At 54.4% G+C, this 25,343-nt stretch carries 27 protein-coding genes, 1 tRNA gene and 3 pseudogenes; 18 read left to right on the top strand and 13 right to left on the bottom strand.

Annotated features, from left to right (window positions below; translation table 11 throughout):
• Positions 1-69 precede the first annotated feature (69 nt).
• From OQ460_RS13990 to OQ460_RS13965, 6 genes are all read right to left on the bottom strand, one after another.
• Complete coding sequence (locus tag OQ460_RS13990) at positions 70-1,071, bottom strand: glycosyl transferase family protein (RefSeq protein ID WP_410018058.1); 1,002 nt, start codon at positions 1,069-1,071, stop codon at positions 70-72.
• Complete coding sequence (locus OQ460_RS13985) at positions 1,068-1,403, bottom strand: TusE/DsrC/DsvC family sulfur relay protein (protein WP_410018057.1); 336 nt, start codon at positions 1,401-1,403, stop codon at positions 1,068-1,070. Before OQ460_RS13985 ends, OQ460_RS13990 begins: the two co-directional genes overlap by 4 nt.
• Positions 1,400-1,693: a sulfurtransferase complex subunit TusB gene (gene tusB / locus OQ460_RS13980; protein WP_410018056.1), complete on the bottom strand. Its 294-nt coding sequence runs from the start codon at positions 1,691-1,693 to the stop codon at positions 1,400-1,402. The genes OQ460_RS13985 and tusB overlap by 4 nt, the downstream gene beginning before the upstream one ends.
• Entirely contained in the window at positions 1,693-2,043 is a 351-nt protein-coding gene (gene tusC, locus OQ460_RS13975) for a sulfurtransferase complex subunit TusC (RefSeq protein ID WP_410018055.1), read from the bottom strand. The genes tusB and tusC overlap by 1 nt, the downstream gene beginning before the upstream one ends.
• Position 2,044: 1 nt before the next feature.
• A complete protein-coding gene (gene tusD, locus OQ460_RS13970) occupies positions 2,045-2,437 on the bottom strand; it encodes a sulfurtransferase complex subunit TusD (RefSeq protein WP_410018054.1) in 393 nt (130 codons plus the stop codon).
• 88 nt (positions 2,438-2,525) lie between these two features.
• The gene (locus OQ460_RS13965) at positions 2,526-3,197 is read right to left on the bottom strand and encodes a Bax inhibitor-1/YccA family protein (protein ID WP_410018053.1); all 672 of its coding nucleotides are present in this window, start codon (positions 3,195-3,197) and stop codon (positions 2,526-2,528) included.
• A gap of 152 nt (positions 3,198-3,349) precedes the next feature.
• Between OQ460_RS13965 and OQ460_RS13960 the strand changes: the two genes are divergently transcribed.
• A tRNA-Ser gene (locus tag OQ460_RS13960) sits at positions 3,350-3,440 on the top strand.
• Between the two features lie 898 nt (positions 3,441-4,338).
• Positions 4,339-4,598 (top strand): annotated as a pseudogene (locus OQ460_RS13955) (phage tail protein); the annotation flags it as partial.
• Between the two features lie 111 nt (positions 4,599-4,709).
• Here the strand turns inward: OQ460_RS13955 and OQ460_RS13950 are convergent.
• Both OQ460_RS13950 and OQ460_RS13945 read right to left on the bottom strand, forming a co-directional pair.
• Complete coding sequence (locus OQ460_RS13950) at positions 4,710-4,940, bottom strand: hypothetical protein (RefSeq protein ID WP_410018052.1); 231 nt, start codon at positions 4,938-4,940, stop codon at positions 4,710-4,712.
• Positions 4,941-5,107: 167 nt separating this feature from the next.
• A complete protein-coding gene (locus OQ460_RS13945) occupies positions 5,108-6,076 on the bottom strand; it encodes an AraC family transcriptional regulator (RefSeq protein WP_410018051.1) in 969 nt (322 codons plus the stop codon).
• A 181-nt stretch (positions 6,077-6,257) separates the two neighbouring features.
• Here OQ460_RS13945 and OQ460_RS13940 point away from each other — a divergent pair, with 181 nt between their 5' ends.
• From OQ460_RS13940 to OQ460_RS13925, 4 genes and pseudogenes are all read left to right on the top strand, one after another.
• A complete protein-coding gene (locus tag OQ460_RS13940) occupies positions 6,258-6,956 on the top strand; it encodes an alpha/beta hydrolase (protein WP_410018050.1) in 699 nt (232 codons plus the stop codon).
• A 226-nt stretch (positions 6,957-7,182) separates the two neighbouring features.
• Entirely contained in the window at positions 7,183-8,130 is a 948-nt protein-coding gene (locus OQ460_RS13935) for a SphA family protein (RefSeq protein ID WP_410018049.1), read from the top strand.
• 81 nt (positions 8,131-8,211) lie between these two features.
• A pseudogene (locus OQ460_RS13930) lies at positions 8,212-9,721 on the top strand (alkyl/aryl-sulfatase); the annotation flags it as partial.
• A gap of 33 nt (positions 9,722-9,754) precedes the next feature.
• Complete coding sequence (locus OQ460_RS13925; protein ID WP_410022008.1) at positions 9,755-10,171, top strand: alkyl sulfatase C-terminal domain-containing protein; 417 nt, start codon at positions 9,755-9,757, stop codon at positions 10,169-10,171.
• Positions 10,172-10,387: 216 nt separating this feature from the next.
• Here OQ460_RS13925 and OQ460_RS13920 read toward each other — a convergent pair whose 3' ends face one another.
• The 4 genes from OQ460_RS13920 to OQ460_RS13905 form a co-directional block, all read right to left on the bottom strand.
• Positions 10,388-11,761 (bottom strand): transposase, encoded by a 1,374-nt coding sequence (locus OQ460_RS13920; RefSeq protein ID WP_410018048.1) that lies wholly within the window; start codon positions 11,759-11,761, stop codon positions 10,388-10,390.
• Positions 11,762-11,849: 88 nt separating this feature from the next.
• Positions 11,850-12,260: a fosfomycin resistance glutathione transferase gene (gene fos / locus OQ460_RS13915; RefSeq protein WP_410018047.1), complete on the bottom strand. Its 411-nt coding sequence runs from the start codon at positions 12,258-12,260 to the stop codon at positions 11,850-11,852.
• Positions 12,261-12,486: 226 nt separating this feature from the next.
• On the bottom strand, positions 12,487-12,696 hold the full coding sequence (locus tag OQ460_RS13910; RefSeq protein ID WP_410018046.1) for a hypothetical protein: 210 nt from the start codon (positions 12,694-12,696) through the stop codon (positions 12,487-12,489).
• Positions 12,697-12,858: 162 nt separating this feature from the next.
• Positions 12,859-13,791, bottom strand: a complete 933-nt coding sequence (locus tag OQ460_RS13905) for a LysR family transcriptional regulator (protein WP_410018045.1) — start codon at positions 13,789-13,791, stop codon at positions 12,859-12,861.
• A gap of 109 nt (positions 13,792-13,900) precedes the next feature.
• Between OQ460_RS13905 and OQ460_RS13900 the strand changes: the two genes are divergently transcribed.
• The 5 genes from OQ460_RS13900 (at position 13,901) to OQ460_RS13880 (ending at position 17,483) form a co-directional block, all read left to right on the top strand.
• Positions 13,901-14,986 (top strand): TauD/TfdA family dioxygenase, encoded by a 1,086-nt coding sequence (locus tag OQ460_RS13900; RefSeq protein ID WP_410018044.1) that lies wholly within the window; start codon positions 13,901-13,903, stop codon positions 14,984-14,986.
• 4 nt (positions 14,987-14,990) lie between these two features.
• A complete protein-coding gene (locus OQ460_RS13895) occupies positions 14,991-15,749 on the top strand; it encodes a sulfite exporter TauE/SafE family protein (RefSeq protein ID WP_092486278.1) in 759 nt (252 codons plus the stop codon).
• A 16-nt stretch (positions 15,750-15,765) separates the two neighbouring features.
• On the top strand, positions 15,766-16,245 hold the full coding sequence (locus OQ460_RS13890) for a YbaK/prolyl-tRNA synthetase associated domain-containing protein (protein ID WP_410018043.1): 480 nt from the start codon (positions 15,766-15,768) through the stop codon (positions 16,243-16,245).
• Positions 16,246-16,326: 81 nt separating this feature from the next.
• Positions 16,327-16,536 carry a transposase gene (locus tag OQ460_RS13885; RefSeq protein WP_410018042.1) on the top strand — a complete coding sequence of 70 codons (210 nt, stop codon included), beginning with the start codon at positions 16,327-16,329 and terminating at the stop codon, positions 16,534-16,536.
• Between the two features lie 107 nt (positions 16,537-16,643).
• A complete protein-coding gene (locus tag OQ460_RS13880; RefSeq protein ID WP_410018041.1) occupies positions 16,644-17,483 on the top strand; it encodes an IS3 family transposase in 840 nt (279 codons plus the stop codon).
• Between the two features lie 8 nt (positions 17,484-17,491).
• Here OQ460_RS13880 and OQ460_RS13875 read toward each other — a convergent pair.
• Positions 17,492-17,925, bottom strand: a pseudogene (locus OQ460_RS13875) (transposase); the annotation flags it as partial.
• Between the two features lie 259 nt (positions 17,926-18,184).
• On the opposite strand from OQ460_RS13875, the gene fimA reads away from it, so the two are divergent.
• From fimA to OQ460_RS13840, 7 genes are all read left to right on the top strand, one after another.
• Positions 18,185-18,745 carry a type 1 fimbrial major subunit FimA gene (gene fimA / locus OQ460_RS13870; protein ID WP_410018040.1) on the top strand — a complete coding sequence of 187 codons (561 nt, stop codon included), beginning with the start codon at positions 18,185-18,187 and terminating at the stop codon, positions 18,743-18,745.
• Positions 18,746-18,825: 80 nt separating this feature from the next.
• Positions 18,826-19,368, top strand: coding sequence for a fimbrial protein (locus OQ460_RS13865; RefSeq protein ID WP_410018039.1), 543 nt, complete (start codon positions 18,826-18,828; stop codon positions 19,366-19,368).
• A 45-nt stretch (positions 19,369-19,413) separates the two neighbouring features.
• Complete coding sequence (locus tag OQ460_RS13860; protein ID WP_410018038.1) at positions 19,414-20,124, top strand: fimbria/pilus periplasmic chaperone; 711 nt, start codon at positions 19,414-19,416, stop codon at positions 20,122-20,124.
• A gap of 124 nt (positions 20,125-20,248) precedes the next feature.
• Positions 20,249-22,882: a fimbrial biogenesis usher protein gene (locus tag OQ460_RS13855; RefSeq protein WP_410018037.1), complete on the top strand. Its 2,634-nt coding sequence runs from the start codon at positions 20,249-20,251 to the stop codon at positions 22,880-22,882.
• 23 nt (positions 22,883-22,905) lie between these two features.
• Positions 22,906-23,880 (top strand): fimbrial protein, encoded by a 975-nt coding sequence (locus OQ460_RS13850; protein WP_410022007.1) that lies wholly within the window; start codon positions 22,906-22,908, stop codon positions 23,878-23,880.
• A 12-nt stretch (positions 23,881-23,892) separates the two neighbouring features.
• On the top strand, positions 23,893-24,423 hold the full coding sequence (locus OQ460_RS13845) for a fimbrial protein (protein ID WP_410018036.1): 531 nt from the start codon (positions 23,893-23,895) through the stop codon (positions 24,421-24,423).
• 23 nt (positions 24,424-24,446) lie between these two features.
• Positions 24,447-24,683 carry a hypothetical protein gene (locus tag OQ460_RS13840; RefSeq protein ID WP_410018035.1) on the top strand — a complete coding sequence of 79 codons (237 nt, stop codon included), beginning with the start codon at positions 24,447-24,449 and terminating at the stop codon, positions 24,681-24,683.
• Positions 24,684-25,343 lie beyond the last annotated feature (660 nt).

The following is a 25,343-nucleotide window of genomic DNA, read 5'->3' as shown; positions in this document are numbered from 1 at the left end:
AAGCGTTGGAGTGCAGTCTAATCGTCTGGGTTCGAAGAAATAGCGCAAACACTCGGGGTAAATGATCGATTAAATCGATTTATCCCGCGATTCCCAATATTGCTGGGCCAGTTTGAAGGCCTGCTCCCTTGGGTGGCCAAGGCCGCGCAACGCCAGGGCCATGGTGGCAATCAACGCCAATTGTGGGTAGCTGTCTTGTACTTCTCCACGCCAAAGGGCTTTCAAGTGCTCGGGATCGAGCGCCGCCGGCTTCACATGACGCTGGGCGGAGAGTGCCGGCCATTCTTCGTCCCAACTGGCGCCGGCACGGGTGCCATACAAATGGCTCGTGGTGTCGGGATTGATCTCGATTTCGCCGCCGTCGCCCTTGATCACGATGGTGTTGTCACCGAGCAGGCCGCTGGCATCGCGGTGTACGCCCTGATAGCCGGGGTGGAAGATGCTTTGCAGGCCACAGCGCGCATTGAGTGGGTTGAGGATGCGCGCCAGAGAGTGGATCGGCGAACGCAGGCCCAGGGTGTTGCGCAGGTCAATCATGCGCTGCAATTGTGGCGCCCAGTCCCCCAGGGGCATGAACGCGAGGTTGCCCTGTTCAAGTGCCGCCTCGACCTGCTGCCAGGTGCGGCACAACGGAAGCTGCAGTTGGTCCAGTAATTGTTCTGTGTAGAGCCGGCCAGCGGTATGCGCGCCGCCACCATGTATGAAAATGCGCACGCCATTCTGCGCCAGGCATTTGGCGGCCAGCAGGTACCACGGCAGGTGGCGTTTTTTACCGGCATAGGTGGGCCAATCCAGGTCAATATTCAGCGAGGGTGCATTGAGGCGCTCGCGCACGGCCTCGGTGAAGCCCGCGAGCTCCTCCGGGCTTTCTTCCTTGTGACGCAGGAGCATCAGGAACGCGCCGAGCTGGGTGTCCTCGACCTTTTCGTCAAGTAACATGCCCATGGCCTCCCGGGCTTCTTCGCGGGTCAGGCTGCGGGCACCGCGCTTGCCTTTGCCCAGGATGCGAACGAACGGCGCAAACGGGTGCTCGGTGGGAGTTTCGGTCATCAACGGGGCAAAGTCAGTCATAAGCAATTCGTCGGCCTGGGCAGGCCCGCCAACTTGGCGGCGAGTTTGGCGGGAGTGCCATTGAACAATCGGTTGAGGTGCAGGCTGTTGCCTTTTTCCGTACCCAGCTTCAAGGCGGTGTACTTAATCAGCGGACGCGTTGCGGGCGATAGCTGGAATTCCCGGTAGAAATCTCGCAGCAGTTCAAGGATCTCCCAGTGTTCGGGGGTCAGCTCAAGGGCTTCAATTGCGGCCAGGGCCTGCGCAACGTCGGCCGACCACTGATCCAGGTTGACCAGATAGCCATCTTTGTCCAACTCGAGGGTTTGCTCACCTACGGTCAGGGTGTTCATAGCCAGGTGTTGACCTTGTCATGCTTGATCGACAACTGGACAAAGGCCGGGTAGTCGACGCTGTTTGCCCAATCGGGGACTTGTAAGCCCCGCGCTTGGCTGTCCTCTATGAGTACGAATATTTCCACAGCCTTGGCTCGCATGGCCTTGTACGCAGAGCTGCCGGCCTGCAGGGCGTAAGTCGCATCACCGCACAGCAGAATGGCATCTTGCCCGCCACACAGGCGCAGGCAACTGTCCAGCCGGTTATCGGTAAATGGAGAGTGGGATAACACGTGCAAGGTCGACATCAGAGGGTCATCACCTGATCGTAACGCTCAATCATTTGGGAAATCTGTTCACTGCTCTGCGGCTGTACGTTGCCAGGAGACGTCAGCCCACGTTCGGCAAGGCTCTGGCTGCAAGCGAAAACCTCATCAATCCCAAACAGAGACAGTGCCTGCAGATTGGCGCTCAAGTCTTTTTGCTGGATGGCCTTGGCGTTCTGGCCCACGGCTAGTTGAAACACGCCGTCGTCCAGAAACAACAGGCCAATCGGCAAATCAAACGCGCCACCGGCCAGCACGACATCCAGCGCTTCGCGCGCGCCGGGGCCGGACCATGGAGCCTGGCGACTGATTATCAGCAGGGATTTTGACATGTCACGGCCCTCCAAAGCAGATCAGTCGGTCGGCGTCCTGGATCGCATCGTGCAATTGACCAAGACCAGACAACGCCCAAGGCGCGTCCAGATTGACCGCGCTGCGTCGGTAGCGCGCAGCCTCTTCACTGTTCAGCACGCCACGGCGCAGTGCCGCGGCGATGCACACCACACCATCAAGCTGATGCTCGCTGACAAAGGCACGCCATTGCTGGGTGATATCCTGCTCGTCCTGCGGTGTCACCACCGAGTTGGATGCGCTATACACGCCATCCTGATAGAAAAACAACCGCACAATCTCATGCCCACCGGTCAGCGCCGCCTGGGCAAACAGCAGGGCTCGGCGCGAGGAGGGCGCATGTGCGGCGGAAAAAAGCGCAATTGCGAACTTCATGGAACACTCTGTAGGCAAACCTGGGTCAATGATAAAGCCGCAGACAACAAAAAGCCCGCCGAAGCGGGCTTTTTGCATGAGGGGACGATCAGTCGTCGCGGCTCATGATGCCGAAGATCTGCAACAAGCTGACAAACAGGTTGTAGATCGATACATACAGGCTGATGGTCGCCATGATGTAGTTACGCTCGCCGCCATGAATGATGGCGCTGGTCTGGAACAGAATGCAGGCCGAGGAGAACAGCACAAAACCCGCGCTGATCGCCAGTTGCAGGCCGCTGATCTGGAAGAACATGCCTGCCAGCACGGCCGCCAGCAACACGAAGAAGCCAGCAGTAATGAAGCCGCCCAGGAAACTCATGTCCTTACGGCTGATCAGCACGTAAGCCGATAGGCCACCGAATACCAGTGCAGTCATGGCAAAAGCCGAACTGACCACTTCGGCGCCGCCCTGCATGCCCAGGTAACGGTTAAGGATCGGGCCCAGCAGGAAACCCATGAAACCGGTCAGGGCAAACGCCGACACCAGGCCCCAGGCCGAGTCGCGCAACTTGTTGGTGAGGAAAAACAGACCGTAGAAACCGATCAGCACGACGAATATATTCGGGTAGCCGACGCGCAGCTGCTGTGCCACATACGCCATCACGCCGCTAAATGCGAGGGTTAGCGCGAGCAAGCCGTATGTATTGCGCAGGACGCGGCTAACCTCTAGCTGCTCAGCCTGCACATTGCTGTTAACTGCGTAATCCTGTTCGCGCATGGCGACACTCCTTCAGTTTTGAAACGTTCAGTCGCAAAGATCATAACAGACGCTCTGTAACAAGCCATGCACAGAGTTTGACAGTGTGTTTCATTCGGGTATTATGGCGCCCGCTGAGACAGGATGGGTTATCATAATCCTGTGTTGCACAAGGGAAATTGGCAGAGTGGTTGAATGCACCGGTCTTGAAAACCGGCGAACGTTAATAGCGTTCCCAGGGTTCGAATCCCTGGTTTCCCGCCAAGATTCATATGAAAGCCCCGTTAACGCGGGGCTTTTGTGTTTCTGGCGTTCAATAATTGGACAAGGTTTTAAACTAACAGTTTCCGCATCTTTTACGACGCTTTCCGCAACTACTGTCAGATCCTCTATCAACGGGTCGACTTCACGATCTCGCCAACCCGCCTATAAACCGTCTCGGTTATCCGCTTATCCGTGTGCCCAAGCAGACGACTGGCATCGCCCAGGTCCAATATTTCACTGGCTGCTTTTGGGCGGATGTCGCGGAACTGGAACTACCGGATGCTCGCTGCAAGCACGCCGTCTCCCGCCTCGTTAGTAATGGCGATTGCCTTGTTCCTGGCATCGTCAAAGCGTAGACGTAGCATCGGCTTGGTCACCTGCCGGCCATCCGTATGGAGTCCTTACTCCACGTGAGCGCCGCTGCTCTATCAGTCGCGCACCAGTGTGCCCAGGTCATTAAGGTTCCCGGCAGCGGTAAGGCGGATCCGGAGTTTTCTGGCCGTTTTGCCTTGCGACACCTGTAGGAATTCATTTACCGCATCAGCTTCGCGCATCGAAAGCACATCTGCGGGGCGCTGTCCGGTCAGGTAGGCCAAGTCCATAGAATCGCAAAGCTGCGAGGCTGCGACTGCGTACACGGCGCTCCAGATCTCCTCAGTTGCGTAGAAGTCCCGAGGCGCCTCCCTGTTCTTGTGCACTCCAGCGGCAGGGTTATTCTCGGTGAGCCCCACTCCCGGGCAATGTTTTAGATGTGCGACAGCAATGATATTTCCCGGTTGGCTCGTACCTTGGCGGTCCGGCTATCCCTGTACTGCGCGATGATCTGTGGCGTACAGTCGGGCTTCTTGTCGACTTTGTGGATTGCACTGTGGCGTACGGGCATTTGATGAACCTCGGTTATCAACGGGAGTGGGGGCTTGAGTTTGAAGCCTTCCAGCGAACTGATGGCTGGTGGGAGAGTCCCGAAAACACCAGCCTGTACGAAACCTGGGCCCCGATCCGACGCTACCAGGTGAAGACTCGAACACCTTCGGCCCCGGGCCTTTTCTCCTGCATCACCTTTACGGCAGGCCGTCCGAGAACATCGTCTACGGCGGGCCATGGCATGACAGGGCACGCCTGATCCTCAGACACAGAGACGCAAAACAACCAACATGACGCGGCATGGTCGCAGGAGCAGAGTATGCTTACGGACGCACAATAAAAAGCTATCGATGATGAGTAAAAAAGGGCCGAGAGAGACTTCGCTCTGTTCGGCCCCCCAAGTCGTTAAGCTTCCGGGGCTGGAATGCGTGCTAAGTCATTGATCAAGTTTTCTAGCGCTAGATTGAAAACATCTTTGTTTTCGGCTGCTGGATACTCCGCGGCAATATGACCTTTGAGTCTTGCGGTATAAAGGTCAGCGTTGAGGGTGCCATTTTGCTTCAGGCTCGCTGCCAGGCATTGAAGCGCGACTCCGAGAGCACGAACTTCACTTGGGTTTGCTGGTGTTCCTGACACATTAACCTCCAGGTCATAAACGCGCCGATATTGGCGCTATCCCAGTCCTTGGGCTTGCAGGCGGAGGACTGGGGAACCCTTGCGTGAAGGCAGGAGGCCACTACTGCGCGAGGAGCGGGCGTTACTGAGGAATCGTGCAGTCAGGTCTAAAGTGATCCTACTGAATATCACACAGTATATTTCAGGCGATATTCAGTTGGTGTCAATCCTAGCTCCCGGCGAAAGGCTCGACTAAAAGCTGCATCTGAGTCATAACCCAGATCTTCAGCTATTTTTGATACGCGTTGATTTGAAGATCTAAGGCGTTTTCCTGCGAGCTGCATTCTCCAGCGCGTCAAGTATCGCATCGGTGAGTCTCCCACCATCCGGCCAAATTTATTTGCAAAATTTGATCGCGATTGGCCAACCTCGAGAGCGAGTTTCTCCACCGTCCAATCTGCTCCTGGCTCTGAGTGCAGCAATGCAAGAGCGTGGCCGACCATTGAGTCGCGCAATGCCGCAATCCAGCCCGTGATCTCGGCAGGAGCCGTGAAAAGCCAATTTCGGATTGCCCAAATAAACATCAGGTCAATGATCCTAGACAACATAATCTCACTCCCTATTGAAGGGAGCTCCATCTCTTTTTGCATCGCTGCGACCGTCAGCGCCAACCACTCTTTTGATCCAAGCGTGTCAGGTTCAATGCTTGGCTTGCTAGATACATGCAAAAACTTTGGTAGACCCAACATCAACGCTTGGCCGCCTACGCTATCAAACTTGAAAAGTCCACTCGTGATTTTGTTATCAGGTTCTGGACAAGCTTGTTCTGCTTTTTCCAATGAAGCGCCTTGAAACTGGATGCTGTGACTGACGCCACTTGGGGCAAAAATTATGTCACCCGGGGAGAGGACGATTGGCTCCTTGGTATCATGAGGATAAAGCAGAAAAACTCCGGAATGTACTATATGAAAATAAGCAATCTCTCCATTAAATGTTTGTTTTTCATCGGTTTTATATCGTTTGGCGGGAAGCAGTTTGCTGCACATTTCAGCTTTACTGAATATATCAAAAAAGACATCTGCTGCCGGGTGTCTAATGTCGCTTTTAATCGGTGTAGAATTATGGCGTTTTAGCACGTTCTTTGGCGTTTCAGTCATGGTAAATAATTTCCTCTCCCCGTGATAATCATCCGGCCAGAGAGTGCACCGAAGGTCTGCGGCAGATTTGGCTGCTAAACCGATCCAGAGTTCCTCTTGGCATTGATTGATGGCGTATCAGGCATATTCTATGCACTTCCGTTATGCGGATGCTTTCACTGACAGGTAGAGGGATCGAGCAATGAGTGATAAACCTACGATTTTGCTGGTGCATGGCTTTTGGGGCGGCGCAGCGCATTGGGGTAAGGTAATTGTTGAACTGGCTCGCAAAGGTTATACGTCCATACATGCAGTTGAAATGCCTCTGACATCCCTCGCCGAGGATGCTGAGCGTACTCGCAAGATGATTGCCCAGCAAAAGGGCCCCGTCCTGCTTGTGGGGCATTCGTACGGTGGGGCTGTAATTACTGAAGCTGGCGATCAACCTAATGTGATTGGGCTAGTTTATATTGCAGCATTCGCTCCCGATGCAGGTGAAAGCCCTGGTGAAATTACGCAGCGAAATCTACCCCAGGCTGCTGCCAACCTCGAGCCTGATAGCGACGGCTATCTGTGGGTAAAACCGGATAAGTTCCATGAGAGCTTTTGCCAAGACCTATCCGACAGTGAGGCCTTGGTAATGGCAGTGACTCAAAAAGCACCACTGGCGAGCACCTTCGGCGATAAAGTGACTGCCCCAGCATGGAAGAAAAAGCCATCTTGGTATCAAATATCCAGCGAAGACAGGATGATTAATCCCAAAAATCAAGAGCTGATGTCTGCGAAGCTAAAACCTAAGAGTTTTATTACGCTGGCGACTAGCCATGCTTCGTTGGCGACAAAACCTTTTGAGGTCGCCTCGTTCATTGATGAGGCCGCAGTGGCAGCATCGAACCTCTAATTTTGGGTAGTCTGCCTTGAAGCCCAGCCCCGCGCTGGGCTTTTTGCATTCGGAGCGTAAGCGTCCGGCAAAGTCACCTCGCTTATGCAACGCGACGGCAGACACTCGGGATTGTTCTGTTTCTGGAGTTTCGTGAAATCACTGCTACTGTTTCCAGCAGGCCTAAGCCTCTGTAAACGCACTGGTTAAATCTCCACTAAGTTAGCGTCTGATCGAGGAACTGATCATGAGGTACACGGATGTTCGCTGGCTGCTGGGGGTCGCGCTCTTACCTGCTGTATCGGTGGCGGATGAAGGCGGCGTAAGTTTTTGGGTTCCTGGCCAGATGAGTACCTTGGCTGCCGCTCCTGCCAAGCCGGGTTGGAGCATTCCGCTGGTTTACTACCACACCAGCGCCGACCAGAACAGCAGCAAGGGTACCCGGCTCGGCAGACAAGTAGCCGCTGGGGTGGAGGCTGATGCTAACTTATTATTCGCGATCCCCACGTACACCTTTTCAGAGCCACTGCTGGGCGGCCAGGCAGCGTTGTCTGTCGTGGCTGCGGTGGGCGAAATGGCTGTAGACGCCGACGTATTACTCTCCGGGCCTCGCGGACGTGTTTTTGAAAGGGGCGCATCAGACAGTCTCAAGGGCAGTAGCGATCTTTACCCCCTCGCAACTCTCAAGTGGAATCATGGCGAATTCAACTACATGGTTTATTCCATGGGAAACATACCTGTGGGTGCGTATGACCCCGACCGTCTGGTGAATTTGGGGCTGGGGCATTGGTCGCTGGATTTGGGCGGGGGCTTTACATTTTTCGATAAGAAAAACGAGTTCTCGGCAGTTCTGGGGGTTACCCATAATTGGGAGAACCGGCATACCGACTATAAGAACGGAGTGGACGCTCACCTTGATTGGAGCGCCTCTCATTTCGTTACCGAAACAACCCACATTGGCCTCGTGGGTTATGTCTACCAACAAATTACTGGAGACAGCGGGGACGGCGCTGTGCTCGGCGACTACAAATCCCGCGTGCGCGCGGTAGGGCCTCAGCTTGGTCACTTCTTCAAAGTCGGCACTCAAACCTGGTATGCCAACTTAAAAGGCTACCACGAGTTTTCCGCGAGGAATCGTGCCGAAGGTTGGAACATGTGGCTCACGCTGGCTATCCCTCTTGGCAGCGAGAGTTGATTCACAAGGTCACAGGCGAACCAGAAGACATAGAGGTTTATCAATCAATAGTGCGTACTTCAATTAATCAAGGAGAGACTGATGTTGTATTGCAATCGAGCCATTGGCAGTTTGATATTCGCGATGCTGACGACAACGTCGGCTATCGCTGCTCAGCAACCCAAAGACGCCAGTTCTTTTACCCAATCCCAGAATGAGGCCGTGCTGGAGCAATTGCCCTTTGCTGATCGGCAGGATTTTGAAGATGCCAAGCGCGGTTTCATCGGTACGATTCCTGATTTGGTTATCGAAGGAAAGCCTGGCCATCCGGCTATTTGGGATCTGGCCGCCTATAAATTCCTAGACAAGGAAAAGGCACCCGACACGGTTAATCCAAGCCTGTGGCGAATAGCCCAACTGAACATGATGAACGGCCTGTTCAAGGTGACTGAGCGCGTTTATCAGGTGCGTGGCTTCGACATGTCCAACATGACCATCATCGAGGGTGATACCGGGTTGATCCTGATAGATCCGCTTATCTCGCAAGAGACGGCGGCGAAAGCGCTGGAACTGTATCTACAGCACCGGCCAAAAAAGCCCGTGGTCGCAGTGATCTACACCCATAGCCATATCGATCACTATGGCGGAGTTAAAGGGGTGGTCAAGGAGGAGGACGTTCTGGCAGGGAAGGTGAAGGTGATCGCGCCGGAAGGTTTCCTTAAGGAAGCTGCCAGCGAAAACGTCTACGCCGGTACCGCCATGGCACGACGAGCGCTTTATCAGTACGGCGCATTTCTACCCAAGGGTGAACGAGGCCAGGTAGATGCGGGACTGGGCAAGAATGGATCGCTAGGGTCGTCCACGCTCATCGCTCCTACCATCTCGATCAAGCACTCTGGTGAAAAGCTTTCCGTCGATGGCGTCGATATGGAATTCCAGATGGCACCGGGTACCGAGGCCCCCAGTGAGTTTCTAATCTGGTTTCCGCAGTTCAAGATGCTGAACACCGCCGAGGACGTAACCCACACACTACACAACCTCTATACCTTGCGCGGTGCGCAGGTGCGTGACGCGATGAGTTGGTGGAAGGCGATCAATGCCGCCATCTACAGCTATGGCGTGCATGCCGATGTCATGGTCGCCCAGCATCACTGGCCTACCTGGGGCAGTGACCGCATTGTCGAGCACATGGCGAACCAGCGTGACATGCTCAAGTACATCCATGATCAGACCCTGAACATGGCCAACAAAGGTGAGACGATGGTCGAGATCGCCGAGCAGTTGAAACTCCCCGACAGTATTGGCAAGAAGTGGTACAACCGAGGCTATTACGGTTCTGTCAGCCACAATGCCAAAGCAGTATATCAGCGCTATCTGGGGTGGTACGACAGCAATCCCGCGCACCTCTACACTGCCGCCAACTGAATCTGCCAAGCGCTACGTCGAATTTATGGGCGGCTCTTCTGCGGTGATCGAAAAGGCCAAGGCCTACTTCGACAAAGGCGATTATCGTTGGGTCGCCGAAGTGATGGATCGCGTTGTATTCGCCGAGCCTAACAATCAGGACGCACGCAATTTTGGAGCTGACGCTCTAGAGCAGTTGGGTTACCAGGTGGAGGATCCAACCTGGCGAAATGAGTTTCTGATGGGCGCTCTGGAGCTGCGCAATGGTGTGCCAAAGCTTCCTATGCCTAGTGTCGTCACCCCAGACACGGTCAAGGCAATGAGCGCTGAAATGCTGTTGGACTACATGGGTATTCGCTTGAATGCCTCTAAGGCACACGGAAAGACTACGACGCTCAATTGGGTGGTAACGGGCAGCGAAGAACGTTACCAAATTGAACTGCGCAACAGCGTGATCATCTACGCCGCTGATGTTCAATCCGGCAAACCTGACGCGACTATCAACGCTAGCAAGGATAAATTCGCCAGCCTTGTGCTGGGCGCAACCACACTGGACAAGGAGAAAGACGTAACGGTCGAGGGCGCTTCAGCCAAAGTGGCCGAATTGTTCAGTTTTCTGGATGACTTCCAGGGCATGTTCCCTATTGTTGAGCCCTAAGGGGGCGAGCATGGGCCATGTCTTCGGGGTGGCCCTTCTGATCAACTGCTTCTGGCCGATTCTGTTGAAAAAGTCGGATTTTCAGTTCGCCAGAACTCCGACACGACCACCGCCGGAGAACCTACTCACCACATTGAGTGGTTTTTCGGCCCTTCGTTGAGCTTTGCAGCTCGGTTAGTGGGTTAGTTTGAGGTTTTTTGCTTCGTGCAGGCGCACCTATCCTGTTGCAGGTGGCCCTTGAGAGGAAAATTTGGCCAGACGTCGCAGGTTCTGCACCGCGGCGGCCAACGTGAACTCATCGGACGCGCCACTCATGCCACGTAGTCGCAAGCGATCCAGTTTCAGGATGCGCTTGAGGTGGGCAAACAACATTTCGACCTTCTTACGTTCGTGGCGAGAGCGCTGATACGCTGGCGTCGCCGCGATGCGCCGAGCCACATTACGAGCGGCTTCATGGACGCTGCGGACGATCTTGCGAATCGAAGTGTTCGGGCAGCACTTGGCTTTCATCGGACAGGCAACGCAGTCGGTCTGCCGGGATCGGAAGATGATGGTGTTGGCTTTTGTGACGTGCGAACGCTCGTTTTTGAAGGCTCGCCATTCGCTGCGTAATACGTTGCCGGCTGGGCAGCAGTATTCCTCGGCCTCTTCATTCCAGCGAAAATCGTTGCTCGAAAAACTGTCGTTCTTGCGCTCGGTTTTGTCCCATACAGGCACATGTGGCTCGATGTCCTTTTCCTCCACCATCCAGGCCAGCATCGGCGCGGTACCGTAGGCGGTGTCGCCAATGAGGCGTTCCGGCTTGATGTCGAACTGTACTTCGACCCGATCGATCATCGTCTTGGTGCTCTCGACTTCTGCGGTTCGATGAGCCCGTGTGGGCTCCACATCCATGATCACGCCGTGCTCGGTATCGATCAGATAATTCGTGGAGTAAGCGTAGAACGCTGGGCCACCTGGAGCTTCGGTCCAGCGGGCTTGAGGATCAGTCAGCGATAGGCGCTTCGGTAGCGCTTCGGCCAGAGTCTCTTCATCGAGTGCCTCAAGATACTCACGGACGGCGCGGGTGCTCAGGGCCGGATCGCTCCAGTTGACCTGTTCATCACCCGGTACACCGCGCTGCCGGCTGGCATCCGCTTTGATGATGCTGGCGTCCACGGCAAAGCCTTCACCTTTGACCAAGCCTGCGTCCATGCAACGACGCAGCACTTCATTGAGCAGCCAGCGAAACAGATCGCTGTCCCGAAAACGGCCGTGTCTATTTTTGGAAAAGGTCGAGTGATTGGGGACTTCATCTTCAAGGCTTAACCGGCAGAACCAGCGATACGCCAGGTTCAAATGGGCCTCTTCGCACAGCCGACGCTCTGAGCGAATGCCGTAGCAATAACCCACGATCAGCATGCGGAGCATCAACTCAGGGTCAATCGAAGGACGCCCAATTGGGCTGTAAAAATCGGCGAGGTAATGGCGCAAATCGCTCAGATCGAGACACCGATCAATGCTACGCAGAAGGTGATTGGCCGGGATGTGATCCTCAAGGTTGAACGAGTAAAACAGTCGTTCCTGCCCACTCGGTAACTGTCCCATCATGCTGCGTGCTTCCCCGCCGGCCAATGAAGAGATTTTGCCGCAGGCCAGAAAGCAGAGCTAATTTTTCAATAAAATCAGACGAAAACGGTCAGTCAAAAAATTCCATACCTGCATACGGCTGGCGCCGACATTGCTCAAGCCTTGAAGCTAGGCTGCCTACATGCACTTCCAGACGATGCCCATCGGGATCCGAAAAATAAAACGAGTTACCTTCGCTCGAATTGGATTTCCACTCAGTAACGTTACGAAGGCGCAAGTAAGCGGTGACTTCTTCAAAATCATCCTGCCCCACCGAAAACGCATAGTGGGTGTAATCAGGTTGTTTTTCCGCCACACGGCTCTCATCGAGAGACAGACAAAGCCAGAGATCACCAAGGGAAAGATAAGCCCCCGTCTCCCAGCGGGCAGCCAATCTAAAGCCAGGTAGAGCCACATAAAACTCAATGCTGCGAGAGAGGTTCACAACCGCCAACGTAAAATGATTCAAGCCAGTCAACATGAGCATCTATCCAGAACCAATCCACCAGAATGGTTGAGGATATCAACATCGACTTTTTCAACACAATCGGCCGAAAGCTGGCTTCGGAATAGCCCAGCCCCGCGCTGGGCTTTTTGCGTCCTGCCTCTCAGTGCTACAGTCAGTTTGCCTTCGGCGTCATCGATTGCGCAGCTCGAGGACTGATAGCGTTCCGAGCGTGTCAGGCGTATTTCACAGGGCTATTGCATTACTCGGGGGTCATGAGTACGGCCAAGGTCAGCTTGATGAACTCTTCGTTGCGGTCGATGGTGTCCAAGGCTTCGCGCATGTTGTCGGCGATCTCGACACCGCCCTGTCGTTCAACCCAACTGGTCAGCTCCATGATGGCAGCCTCTAGGGCGAGTTGGTTTTCGTTGATCTTGGACAGCAGGGAAGGGAGTAGATCTGAGTTAGGCATCGATATTCCTCCTTGAAGGTTACAGCGTAGCAGTTGGTGTAAGGTACGGCTGCTCTAAAGGTGTCCCCTTTCGACCCAGGGCTGCCGCTCATCACCGGCAGTAAACGGCCAAGAAGAGCCGGTCAGGTGCAGTGAGCGGGCAGGGCTGAATGACCCGTAACCTCATATTAGTGCTGAGCCGCGTTTACATTCGAGGCTTTCACCTAAGCCACGGATCATCTCCATCAATGCCTTCACCCGCAGCGGCAAATTTCCGGCCGGGTACACCGCGTGCATCTGTGGGCTCTCACCGCTGCTGGAGGTGAGCTTGTACTCAGGACAAACCCGGAGCAGGCGCCCCACTTCCACTTCGGGCTCCGCCATCCAATCCGCCAAGCGGGCGATCCCGACGCCCGCCAGGGCTGCCTGAAATACCGCCAGACCGGAGCTGAAACGAAATTTTGGATGAACCCGAAAGCTGATGGCCTGCTCCTCACTGCGAAAATTCCACTCCTTGAGAATCCGCGGCGCCGTATGCAGGATCAGCGAATACGACTCCAGTGCCTCGATGGAGTCGGGCATGCCGTTGCGCTCCAGGTAGTCGGGGCTGGCATACAGATAACGTGAGTAACTCCAGAGCGCAAAGCCGATCAAGTCACTGGATTGTGGAAACGCGCCGCGAATCGAGAAGTCCAGCTTGCTCTTGGCCGGGTCGATGATCTCATCGGTGAAAATCACATCGATGTTAACGTCTGGATAACGCTCGCAGTATTGTGCGATCAACCGGGGCAATACCCCGTGTCCGAGAACCTCGGGGGCGGAGAAACGGATCCAGCCGGAGGCCAGGCCGCTGAGACCGGCCAGGTCTTCATCCACCTCACGTTGCAGGTCGAGCATTTTGTACGCATGGGGTAATAAGCATTCACCCGCTTCGGTCAAGCTCACGGCATTGGACGAGCGATTGAACAACTTGAGCCCCACACTTTCCTCCAGGGCTTGAACGGCACGGGTCAGTGCGCTGGGGGAGCGTCCCAGAGTCCGTGCGGCGGCGACGAAGCTGCGCTTGCGAGCCACGGTCGCGAAGGCTTCAAGTTCCCCCAACATATTCAATGCCACTCTCCACCTCATTGCATTTTTCACAACGCGGCATTGCAACACAAAAAAGGCCCTTCCGTTAACCTTCCCGTTCAACCCACAAGGATGGGGCAAACAGGAGCGCGAGGACGTGTCGAAGCTGGATGAAGTAATCGGGAAAGCCGCAGCTTGTGTTGATGAAGTAATTCATGAGTGGCTGGAAAAAAAATCAGTGACTTCGACCCGACGGGAGATACCGCAAATTCATCTGTCGCTCGAAGAACAACGTGCACTTCAGGCCGGTCTGGCATCGCTGGACGTGACCGATAGCGCCTCGGGTATCCGCCACATGCCGGTCCTGGGGCTGTTGCTGGAAAGTGTCCTGTGCACCGAGAAAATCCAGCAGCTACGCAATTTTCCACAGGCCCGTGAAGTGGCGATGATCGTCAGGGGGCTACCGCTGGACCAGCAACTGCCTGCCACGCCCTACGACCTGGAGCCGGGTATCGAGAACTTGTCGATTCTGGCCGGGGCTATTCTGTCTGTGCTGCAAACTCTGCAAACCCGTCCGCTGGCGTACGAGGGTGAAAGCAACGACACAGTGTTCCGTCACGTATCGCCCAAGCACAAGCGAGAGACCGAAAAGAGCTCCTATGGCTCGCGCGCGGATCTGGACATGCATGTCGACAACCCTCACCTGCCTTTGACCTGTGAACCCGTCTCGCAGTTGTCGGCCTGTCCGGAGTACCTGGCCCTGACCGGCCTGCGCTGCGAACTCGACGTGCCGACGCGCATAGTCGCCATTGACGAGGTGCTGGCCATTCTGCCGGCCTACGTCGAAGAAGAATTGTCACGACCGAACTTCACCGTTCGCCGACCGGCCTCCTTTGGCAAACAGGGGAATGTGCTGGAAAACGTCCCCTTGCTGTACAGAAGCGCAACCGATGGCCTGTATTGCCGCTACAACAAAGCGAGTGTCGAAGCGACCTGCGCCAATGCGCAGTTTGCCCTGCAACTATTCGCCGCCGCCGCCAATCATTCCGATGTCGTGCACCACATACTGCTGCAACCAGGGGACATGCTGATCTTCAAGAACCAGCAAACCCTGCATGCCCGGGATGGTTTTACACCCCGCTACGACGGCCGTGATCGCTGGATGTTGCGTGTCTTCGGGGTCAATGATCCGGCACGCGTGGTGCCGCTGGACCCTCATCAACCCTACATAGTCAGAGCCTGATTTAATGGTCGATATTGTCATCCTTTGCGTGTTCGCCTTCGCCGCCGGCCTGATCGATGCGGCGGTGGGCGGCGGCGGACTGATCCAGATTCCCGCGCTATTCAACGTGCTACCCACCGCTCAACCGGCGGCGCTGCTGGGTACCAATAAGGTCGCGGCCGCCTGCGGCACCGCATTCGCGGCCCGGTCCTTCGTGCGCAAGGTGGTGATCGACTGGGGTCTTGTGATCCCCGCCGCTTGCGCGGCCTTTGTCATGGCCTTCTTCGGAGCCGCCACGGTGTCGTTCGTACCCCAGTCGATGATCCGGCCGGCGGTACTGGTGTTGATTGTACTGATGGCGATCTACACCTTCTGGAAAAAAGATTTCGGCACCCTGCACAAACCCATGCGCATCGGCACCAAGGAAAAACTGTTGGCGATCGTCATCGGCGGCGCCATCGGTTTCTACGATGGTCTGTTCGGTCCCGGCACTGGCAGCTTCCTGATCTTCCTGTTTATCCGCTGCTTCGCCTTCGACTTTCTTCATGCCTCGGCATCGGCCAAGTTAGTGAACATCGCGACCAACGTAGCGGCACTGATATTCTTTATTCCGACGGGTAACGTGCTCTACCTGATCGCAATCCCCATGGCGGCATTCAACATCCTGGGCGCGCTCACTGGCACCTGGCTGGCGGTTCATAAAGGCGTGCCCTTTGTCCGGGCTCTATTCCTGGTGTTATTGGTGATTCTGATCAGCAAGCTGTCCTACGACCTGTTCCTGTAAACCAGAGGAAAACTACATGCATCCCATGTTCGATCGCCTCGTGGCACTACTCGATGCCCGTTCAGCCTCCTACCGGGTGTTGATGCACGATGCCGAGGGCCAGTCGGCGCGCGTCGCCGAAATCCGTGGCACCGAGCCCGGTCAAGGTGCGAAGGCCATGCTTTGCTCCCTCAAGGGGCAGGCCGGACCCTATGCACTGGTGATACTGCCGGGCGACCAGAAGCTGGACATGAAGAAAGTCGGAGCGGCCCTGGGCGGGAAAAAAGCCGAGCTGGTGAAAGCCGAAACCGCCATTGAACTGACCGGGTGTCGGATCGGCGCCATCCCTCCTTTTGTTTTCGATGAGCGGATTCAATTGATCGTCGATCCGGCCTTGACCAAAGGCTACGCCGAAATAGCCTTCAATGCGGGTCGGTTGGATGCGTCGATGGTGCTCGATACGCAGGATTATCTGGCGATTGCCATGCCTCGATTGCTGGATATCATCCAGGCCTGAGCAGACGTTTTCACATATGTAATGGTCTAATGAAACCGGACACCCATTTAGGCGAGAATACTCGCCAGATCGAGGTGTCAGATGAGCAAACAACGCCGCTCCTTTACTCCTGAATTCAAGCGCGAGGCTGCTGACCTCGTGCTCAAACAAAACTACAGCTACATCGAAGCCAGCCGTTCACTCAGCATGGGTGAGTCGGCATTGCGCTGCTGGGTTGACCAGATTCAGAAAGAACATAAAGGCATCACCCCGCAGAGCAAGGCACTGACTCCGGAACAGCAAAAAATTTAGGAACTGGAAGCCCGAATTGCTCGGCTTGAGCGAGAAAAATCAATATTAAAAAAGGCTACCACGCTCTTGATGTCGGAAGATCACGAGCGTTTGCGCTGATTGACCAATTGAGCGGCCTTGAGCCGATTGATTGGTTGTGCAAGGTGTTTGACGTCACCCGCTCGTGTTACTACGCCCGGCGCCTGCGGCGCCGCACACCTGACGTTGAACGGCTTCGATTGCGTAGTCGCGTTGGTGAACTGTTCTCGCAAAGTCGCAGCGCTGCTGGCAGCCGCAGCATCCTCTCGCTGATGCATGAAGACGGTGAGCAAATCGGTCGATTCAAAGTGCGTAGCTTGATACGCGAGCTTGATTTGGTCAGCAAACAACCCGGCTCTCACGCTTACAAAAGAGCGACGGTAGAAAGACTCGATATCCCGAACACGTTGTACCGTGGGTTTGATATGCCAGCTCCCAATCAAGTCCGGTGCGGTGATATCACCTATATTTGGGTGCAAGGAAAGTGGCATTACCTGGCTGTCATTCTGGATCTTTGTACGCACCGGATCGTGGGTTGGGCGCTGTCGGAAAAGCCAGACGCTGAACTGATGATAAAGGCGCTGGATATGGCCTACGAGCAGCGTGGCAGGCCTTCGGGTCTGCTATTCCACTCGGACCAAGGAATCGCAAGGCGACTCTTTCGCCAACCGGTTGTGGCGATACCGCATGCGCCAGAGCATGAGCCGTCGAAGAAACTGCTGGGATTCGCACCGATGGAGCGCGTATTCCGCAGCTTGAAAACAGAATGGATACCGACTATGGGATATCGAAATGCGCAGGAAGCACAGCGCGATATCAGCCATTTTTTGATGCCTCGCTACAACTGGATTCGGCCTCACCAATTCAACGATGGGGTGGCGCCAGCACGAGCCGAGGAAAAACTTGACGTCGTGTCCGGGATTAGTTGACCACTACAACGCAGCCTGAGCCGCTCAACATCTGGTGTTCGCCGCCTTAGACGATGCGCGTAGTACCCCGAACGAGCGACCTCAAACGCCTCGCACAAGCAGTCAACAGGCTCATGGACGCTTAGCTGATTGATCAGCGCGTACGCTCGAGATCTTCCGACATCAAGAGCGCGGTAGCCTTTTTTAATATTGATTTCTCGCGCTCGAGGCGAGCAATCCGAGCTTCCAACTCCTGGATTTTTTGCTGCTCTGGTGTCAGGGCCTTGCTCTGGGGCGTGACGCCGGTGCGCTCTTGCTGAAGCTGGTCGACCCAGCGGCGCAGCGCCGACTCACCAACACTCAGTGAACGACTGGCTTCGATGAAGCTGTAGTTTTGCTTGAGCACGAGGTCGGCAGCCTCGCGTTTGAATTCAGCGGAAAAGGTACGGCGTTGTTTGGTCATCTGACACCTCTATCTAGCGAGCACTCTCGCCTAAATGGGTGTCCGGTTTCATTAGACCACTACACTAATTACGGGAGGAGGGAGCGGATGATCATTCGCACTGGAAAGAAATTTCGCCGCCAAAAGGTGAATTTTCTACATTTGTTTTTCTTAGGCGCTAGGTAATCTTTTTGAACTTGCCCGTTTTGTCTCGCAAGTGCAGATTCATTTTGATTGTCCAAGTGTTTAAGCACTCATACTTATCCAGGAGCTAAAAAACATGCGTATTAATTCTTCTGTACAGATTTTTGTGGCGGCGTCTTTGCTGGTGTCCAGTGTCGGCGTTATGGCGGCCACGGTTCAATCAAACGGTGGGACCGTTCATTTTAAGGGTGAAATTGTTAATGCTGCCTGCTCGGTCAGCGCCGACTCTACTGACCAGACAGTATCACTGGGGCAGTACCGAACTGCGAAGTTCAAAGCGGCAGGCGACAAAACTGGATTGGTTCCTTTCACTATCAAGTTGCAGGATTGTGACACCACCGTTTCTACCAACGCTTCCGTAGCCTTCACGGGTGTCTCTGACTCTGTTGATCCTGCGGTGCTTGCCGTCAGCAACATCGGCGGCGGTGCGTCCGGGGCAGCCAGCGGTGTGGGTATTGAAATCGCCGACAGTCAGGGGAAAGTGTTGGTGCCCAATAGCGGCAATTTCTCCACGCCTCACCAGTTGAAAGATGGCGACAACGTGTTGGCTCTCACTGCGCGTTATAAGTCGACACTTGCTGCTGTGACGCCGGGTGCAGCAGACGCAGACGCAACCTTTACCCTGAAATACGAGTAACACTTTCTGTAGCAACTGTGTATTAAGGACTGCAGTGCCGCCAGGGAAGGTGGCAGGGCTAATCGCATCTGGAGGTTGTTTTGAACACTAAGACACTGCTAGGCGCGGCTCTGTTCTGTTGTTCTTTGACTGCTGGTGCCGGCAATAAATACAACGTTCTGGTTAACGGTGGGATTGTTCATATCCGTGGGGCAATTACGGCACAAGCCTGTGGCGTTTCGGCTGAGAGCGTTGCACAAATAGTTGATATGGGGAAGTTCCGCAGCAATCAATTTGCCGATCTCGGCGCCTACGCGCCGCCGGTATCTTTCAGTATTGAGCTGAGCGGCTGCAGTACAGCGGTCAGTAACACGGCTGCAGTTACTTTTTTAGGCGTTTCAGATGACAGGGATCCGCAAGTCTTCAGTATAGAGGGTGGTAAACACTCTGCCACCGGCGTCGGGCTGGCTATTTTCGATAATGCCGGAAACGGCGTTGTGCCTAACGCTGCACCCCAGCCATTAGTTCTTCTGCGTGAGGGGGCGATGTTGTTGCGTTTTACCGCCCGTTATCGAGCGACCGCTCGTGAGGTGAACGGTGGTAGCGCGAATGCCTGGACCTGGTTTGCTGTTTCGTACCAATGATCGCTATCGGGCAAACGGTGTACTTGTTAATTTAAAGGGGTTTCCGTGTTTATAAAGTACGCTCTACGCTTTCGCCATGTAACGGCTGGCTTAATTATTATATTCAGCTCCTTTTATACCTTAACGGCACAGGCCGGTGGTATTGGGCTGGGCGCAACACGGGTTATTTATCCGGCCGACGCCAAACAAATATCTCTGGCGGTGACCAACAGCGATAAAAAAATTCGCTTCCTGATTCAGTCGTGGGTTGATGACGTTGCTGAGAAGAAGTCGTCAGACTTTGTGGTGACACCGCCGTTATTTGTCAGCAAGCCCAAAAGTGAGAATACCCTGCGCATCATGTATGTCGGCGCTGCTTTGCCGCAGGATCGCGAAAGTGTGTTTTGGCTAAACAGCAAGGCCATTCCTGCTGTTGAGCGTGACGATGTACAGGATAAAAACGTCCTGCAGATTGCTATCTTGTCGCGGATCAAGTTGTTTGTGCGGCCTGCCAATTTGCCGTCAACGGCTGCCGACGCACCTGCGCAATTGAAGTTCTCGCGGCAAGGCGAGGTGCTGAGGATTGATAATCCTTCACCTTATTATGTTTCGCTCGTCAGCCTGGCTATCGGTACGCGTAATTTGCCCAATACCATGGTTTCACCGATGAGCAATAGTAGTGTGTCGATTCCTGATGGCACCTCAGGCGCCGTTAGTTACCAGACAGTAAATGATTACGGCGCCATCACTCCTGTCACGACGGTGCCATTAAAGTAATAAGTTTGAATGGTATCGCCGCTTAATATTCTCACATCCTCAGTTGACTGACTTTTCATCGTCGCATGGAAAAGAGTTGAGACGCGCCATGTTGCGCCGTGCTTGCGGGTACTGGTAGGGACTTATGCTAACTATTAATTTTAATAAATCTAAGTCTGCTGGCAGCGTATTTTGTACTGTCAGCCTTTGCATGGCTTGCGTTGTCAGTACCGCCACGAATGCAGAGGAGTTCTTTAACCCAGCCTTTTTGTCTGGTGACCCAACCACGGTCGCCGACCTTTCGCGTTTCGAAAAAGGTGAAGGGCAGGCTCCGGGCAGCTACCGCGTTGAAATCTATTTGAATGATGAATATATGTCCACCCAAAACCTGTCGTTTGGAGCGCGCCAGCCTGCATCACAGGCCGAAGCGCAGTTGGATGACTCCGGGTTGAATGCCTGCATTACCCGTGTGCATTTGGAGCGCGTGGGTGTGAACGTCGAATCATCGACCTTGCTGCAAGGCGCTCTGCCGGATACGTGCATCGATCTGGCGACAGCCATACCCCATGCTGGGGCGCGGTTCGACTTTGATGGCCAGCGTCTGTACATCAGCATCCCACAGGCTGCTCTGAAAAATAATGCACGGGGCTACGTTTCATCTGATGAGTGGGACGATGGCATTACCGCGTTGTTGCTGAACTACGATTTTACCGGCAGCAACACCCGTAAGAATAGCTCGGGTGGCAGCGCCAACTACGGTTTTTTAGGTCTGAACAGCGGTGTTAACGTGGGTGCCTGGCGTTTACGTAACACCTCCAGTTTGATCTACAGCAGTGGCTATGGACGCAGCACGAACGAATGGCAGAGCATCAGTACCTATGCGCAACGCACGATTGCACCCTTGAAGTCAGAACTGACGTTGGGTGATAGCTCTACCCCAAGTGATGTGTTCAATAGTTTGGGGTTTCGCGGCGTGCAATTGGCTTCAGATGACAACATGCTGGCGGACAGTTTGCGCGGGTTTGCACCTACCGTGAGAGGCATTGCCAACAGTAATGCCAAAATCACAATCAAACAAAATGGCTATGTCATTTATCAAACCTACGTCTCACCGGGGCCTTTTGAAATTGGCGATCTTTACCCTACCTCCAGCAGCGGGGACTTGAAAGTTACGGTGACCGAAGCCAATGGCTCGGAAAATACTTTCACGCAGGCCTACTCGGGAGTGCCGGTGCTGCAACGTGAAGGGCGGGTAAAGTATGCGCTGACGGTGGGGCAGTATCGTAGTAACACGATGGAGCAGGGTAGGCCGGGTTTTGGCCAAGGTACTGTTATCTGGGGCGGCCCGCATGGCATCACGCTTTATGGCGGCTCGCAGTTGGCCAACGATTACACTGCCTTGGCTGTTGGGTCGGGGGTTAACTTGGGGACATGGGGCGCTGTGTCAGCAGATTTGACCCAGGCAAACAGCGTGCTCGCCGATGACAGTCGGCATCAGGGTCAATCGTTGCGCTTCCTGTACGCCAAGTCGCTGAATCAGTTGGGCACTAACTTTCAACTGCTGGGCTACCGCTTTTCAACCAAAGGTTTTTATACGCTGGATGAAACCAGTTACCGCCAAATGAGCGGGTACACGGTGAATACTCAAGATGGACTGATGGAGGTAAAACCGACTTACCAGGATTACTTCAACCTCAATTACACCCGCAAAGGTCGTACGCAAGTGAACGTCACCCAGCAAGTGGGGGACAACGGCTCGGTATTCCTGAGCGGCAGCCGTCAGTCCTACTGGCGCAGCAACAAAACCGATGACCTATGGCAGCTGGGATACAACGCCTTTTGGCGTGACATAAATTACAACGTGACCTATAGCTATAACAAAAACGCGACCGCCATGGGCCGTGCGGATAACCAGTTGTCGTTAAATTTATCTTTTCCGTTGGGTGACTGGCTGTCCAAGGGCGGTAAGAGGGCGGACATTACCAGCTCCCGGAACACGATGTACGGCACTTACTCGGCGAATACCGATACGCACGGTCAGCTGAACCAGCGTGCCGGTGTAAGTGGTACCGCAATGGCGGACAACAACCTGAATTACAGCGTGCAACAAGGTTACGGTGACCAGGGAGGCGCAAGCGGGAACGCGAATCTGCGCTATCAGGGCGGCTATGGCAGCGGCTCTGCCGGTTACAGCTATAACCGAGACTATCAGCAAGTCACCCTTGGGCTGAGCGGCGGTGTAGTGGGCCACACCAACGGCGTGACCTTCAGTCAGCCATTGGGGGATACCAACGTGTTGATCAAGGCGCCAGGCGCCACTGGCGTAAAGATTGAAAATGCGACCGGCGTCAAGACCGACTGGCGCGGCTACGCGGTAATGCCTTATGCAACCACTTATCACACCAATCGAATTGCACTGGACACCTCCTCGCTCAAAGACAATGCCGACCTGGACGAACCCGTTATGAACGTGGTGCCTACCCGCGGAGCGCTGGTGCGGGCTGAGTTCAGCACGCGTGTCGGTGTAAGAGCACTGCTGACTCTGGTGCAAGCCAACGGCCAACCTGTGCCGTTCGGTTCTACCGTTGAACGGCAGGACGGGAAAGGCAGCAGCATCGTCGGTGACAATGGCCAGGCTTATCTGGCGGGGTTGCCGCTCACGGGAGACTTGTCTGTGCGCTGGGGAGCGGGAACACGTCAGGCGTGTCACGCCAGCTATCAGTTACCCAAAAGCAGCGAAGGCAAGGTTGTCAGTTACGCCAAAGTAGAGTGCCAGTGATGGTGGGGAGTTGGGTGGTCATCATGTTAAATAGAGCGATTGGGCTGTTGCTATTACTCAGTAGCGTTCCGGTAATGGCCGATTGTAACAACTGCAATCAAACAATTAATTTGACGCTGACTAATACATTGGACAGTCAGAGCAATACCTCAGGGAAAACGCAAAGTTCGTCAGCATTTTACGTGAGTTCTTTTCGATCTGGCCTGTCGGGTGGGGCGCAGAGTACCTCATTCTCAAATTTCAATGGTTCCAGGCCAGCTTACGGCACCGCCCCTTCTGACTGGGTCTATCAGCCCGTGGATGATTATCTCTCCGTTGCAGTTCGCCTCCGCCAGGTGTGCGGATATATTTATGCTCCCTTCAATCGGCAAGCTTGGCAAAGCAAAAACTGTCTGCCTGGCCCGGTAAATGATACTTGGGATGACACTACTTGGGAAAGCTCAATTAAAATTAGGCAGAAAATGATAGGAGGCGTTTATCGGAAGAACCTATTGTTAGGTACCTGGGCAGGATGTCAAGGGCTATGTGACGCTCAAAGTTTAATTTATGCGAGAGTATATTTGAACTATAGCATTACCGTCCCTGAAAATTGTGTGCTCAATGCCGGTGACATAGTGACAGTGGATTTTGGTAGCCTCTCCACAGGCGCTTTCAAAACGGCCGGTGCCAAGGCAGAGGGGGTTAATCCCATCGCGCGATCCATTGCCCTGCAGTGCAGCAATATCCAACAGCAGGCTAGCCTGACGATGCGTGTGCAAGCCGATAACGTCAGCAACGATGCCATTGTCTCGAATAATCCGAACGTCGGCTTCGTGGTCACCGACATGAATGATAAACACCTGACACCGAACGATATCAGAAGCCTTATACCATTTAACCTAGACAATAACGGTAGTACTAACGTCACCATCAAAACCTTTCCGGTCAGTGTTACCGGGCGAACGCCTACGGAGGGGGTCGTTACCTCGCGGGCGTATCTTCGGGTGGACTTTGAATAACAGGAGGCTGCTATGCGAACATTAAATCGGCAGCTGGGCGTGTTGCTTCTATTGTTGTCCGGCTTTTCAAGCGTGACACAGGCAGAGTTGGCCAGGATTAACTTAATCATGAGCGCAACGTTAGTCGCCGCGAGCTGTGAAGTGAGTGTCGGTTCAGACGAGCAGTATGTGTATATGGGCAATTGGTCGTTGCGGCAATCCACGAGTACATTGCCAACAATGCCTGCGGCGCGGTTTGTTATTAACCTGGAAAACTGCAGCGGTCTGAAGAAGGGTGTTTCAGTCACCTTTAGCGGTACCGCAAACCCGACTGAGCCGACGCTGCTGGCGCTCAGCGGGAGCGGCTCCGCGAAAAATGTCGCGATTGCGCTTTTGGATCAGAACCGCTCATTCCTGCCACTTGGGCAAACCCTCTTAGTGGATGCGCCTGCCAACGGGGGCCGCACTGCCGTGCTGGTATTCTTTAGTCAGTATCGCGCTACCGGCCCAGTGACGCCGGGGAAGGGAGATGCCGACGCAACCTTTAAGTTGAGCTATGAGTAGTTGCGGCCGCGGACAAGAGGATTATGACCCTGTCACCTACTGAACAAGAGCTGCAGCACGGTCTGGGCAATGGCCGGTTGAAACCTTACGTCCAGCCGAAACTCGAATTAGGCAGCACAGCGTTGATGCAGCATTCCGTACTGGGAGTATTGCCTTTGTCGCACTTCCTGTCACGCCTGACGGCGTATGGAATACTTGATGATCCGTTGTTTCAGCTGCTTCATGAAAGTGCGATTCTGCTGCGGCTCCTGCAAGACTAGGAGTATCGATTCAATCTTTCACTCAACATCCTTCCTGAGCAGCTAAGCCGCCCACAGCTGCTTTCACGACTTCATTCGATGCTCAAGCGTTACGGCTTGAGTGGAGAGAGCCCGACGTTCGAGGTGCTCGAAATCGGACATGTCCGCAAGCTCGACCGCCAGACGCTATTGTCCTGCTCCCTCGCAGGACTCCCTGGCCATATGAAGGTACACGCCGGATAGGTCGACTCGGTCGTTGTGCACCCTGATCGTCGTCAACTGTTCTGCGCACGGTCTGGACATAGAGCAAAACTGAGCTTGCCGGCTACTGGCGGATTGCGTTGGAGACCGCTCAATGAGTTGACGGCGCCAATAACTTCGGTGCCTATCTGGCTGCCGAAGGTGAGCGCCACGATAGTTAATCTTCCGGATACCCAATTGCTGGCATGCGTCATGCGTATTTTTTTGCTCACTGTTGTGGATGAGTTGCATCGAACGCCAATATCAAAATTGGCTGGAGTTTCTCAATAAGATCAATTGAGCAGCGTTCATACATGTTTAGTCGCATTTGATCGTCGATAACTATGCCATGCAACAATATTTCCCGACATGGAAATGTTGTTTATGGAACTGTGCGCTGGCCGTTTTGTGGAGAAAGCTCTTTTAATAACATTATATCTT

Origin of the sequence: Pseudomonas imrae (assembly GCF_046352735.2) — a bacterium.
Classification (GTDB): domain Bacteria; phylum Pseudomonadota; class Gammaproteobacteria; order Pseudomonadales; family Pseudomonadaceae; genus Aquipseudomonas; species Aquipseudomonas imrae.
The sequence above is the reverse complement of the archived record's forward strand: the minus strand, read 5'-3'. Positions and strand labels throughout refer to the sequence as shown.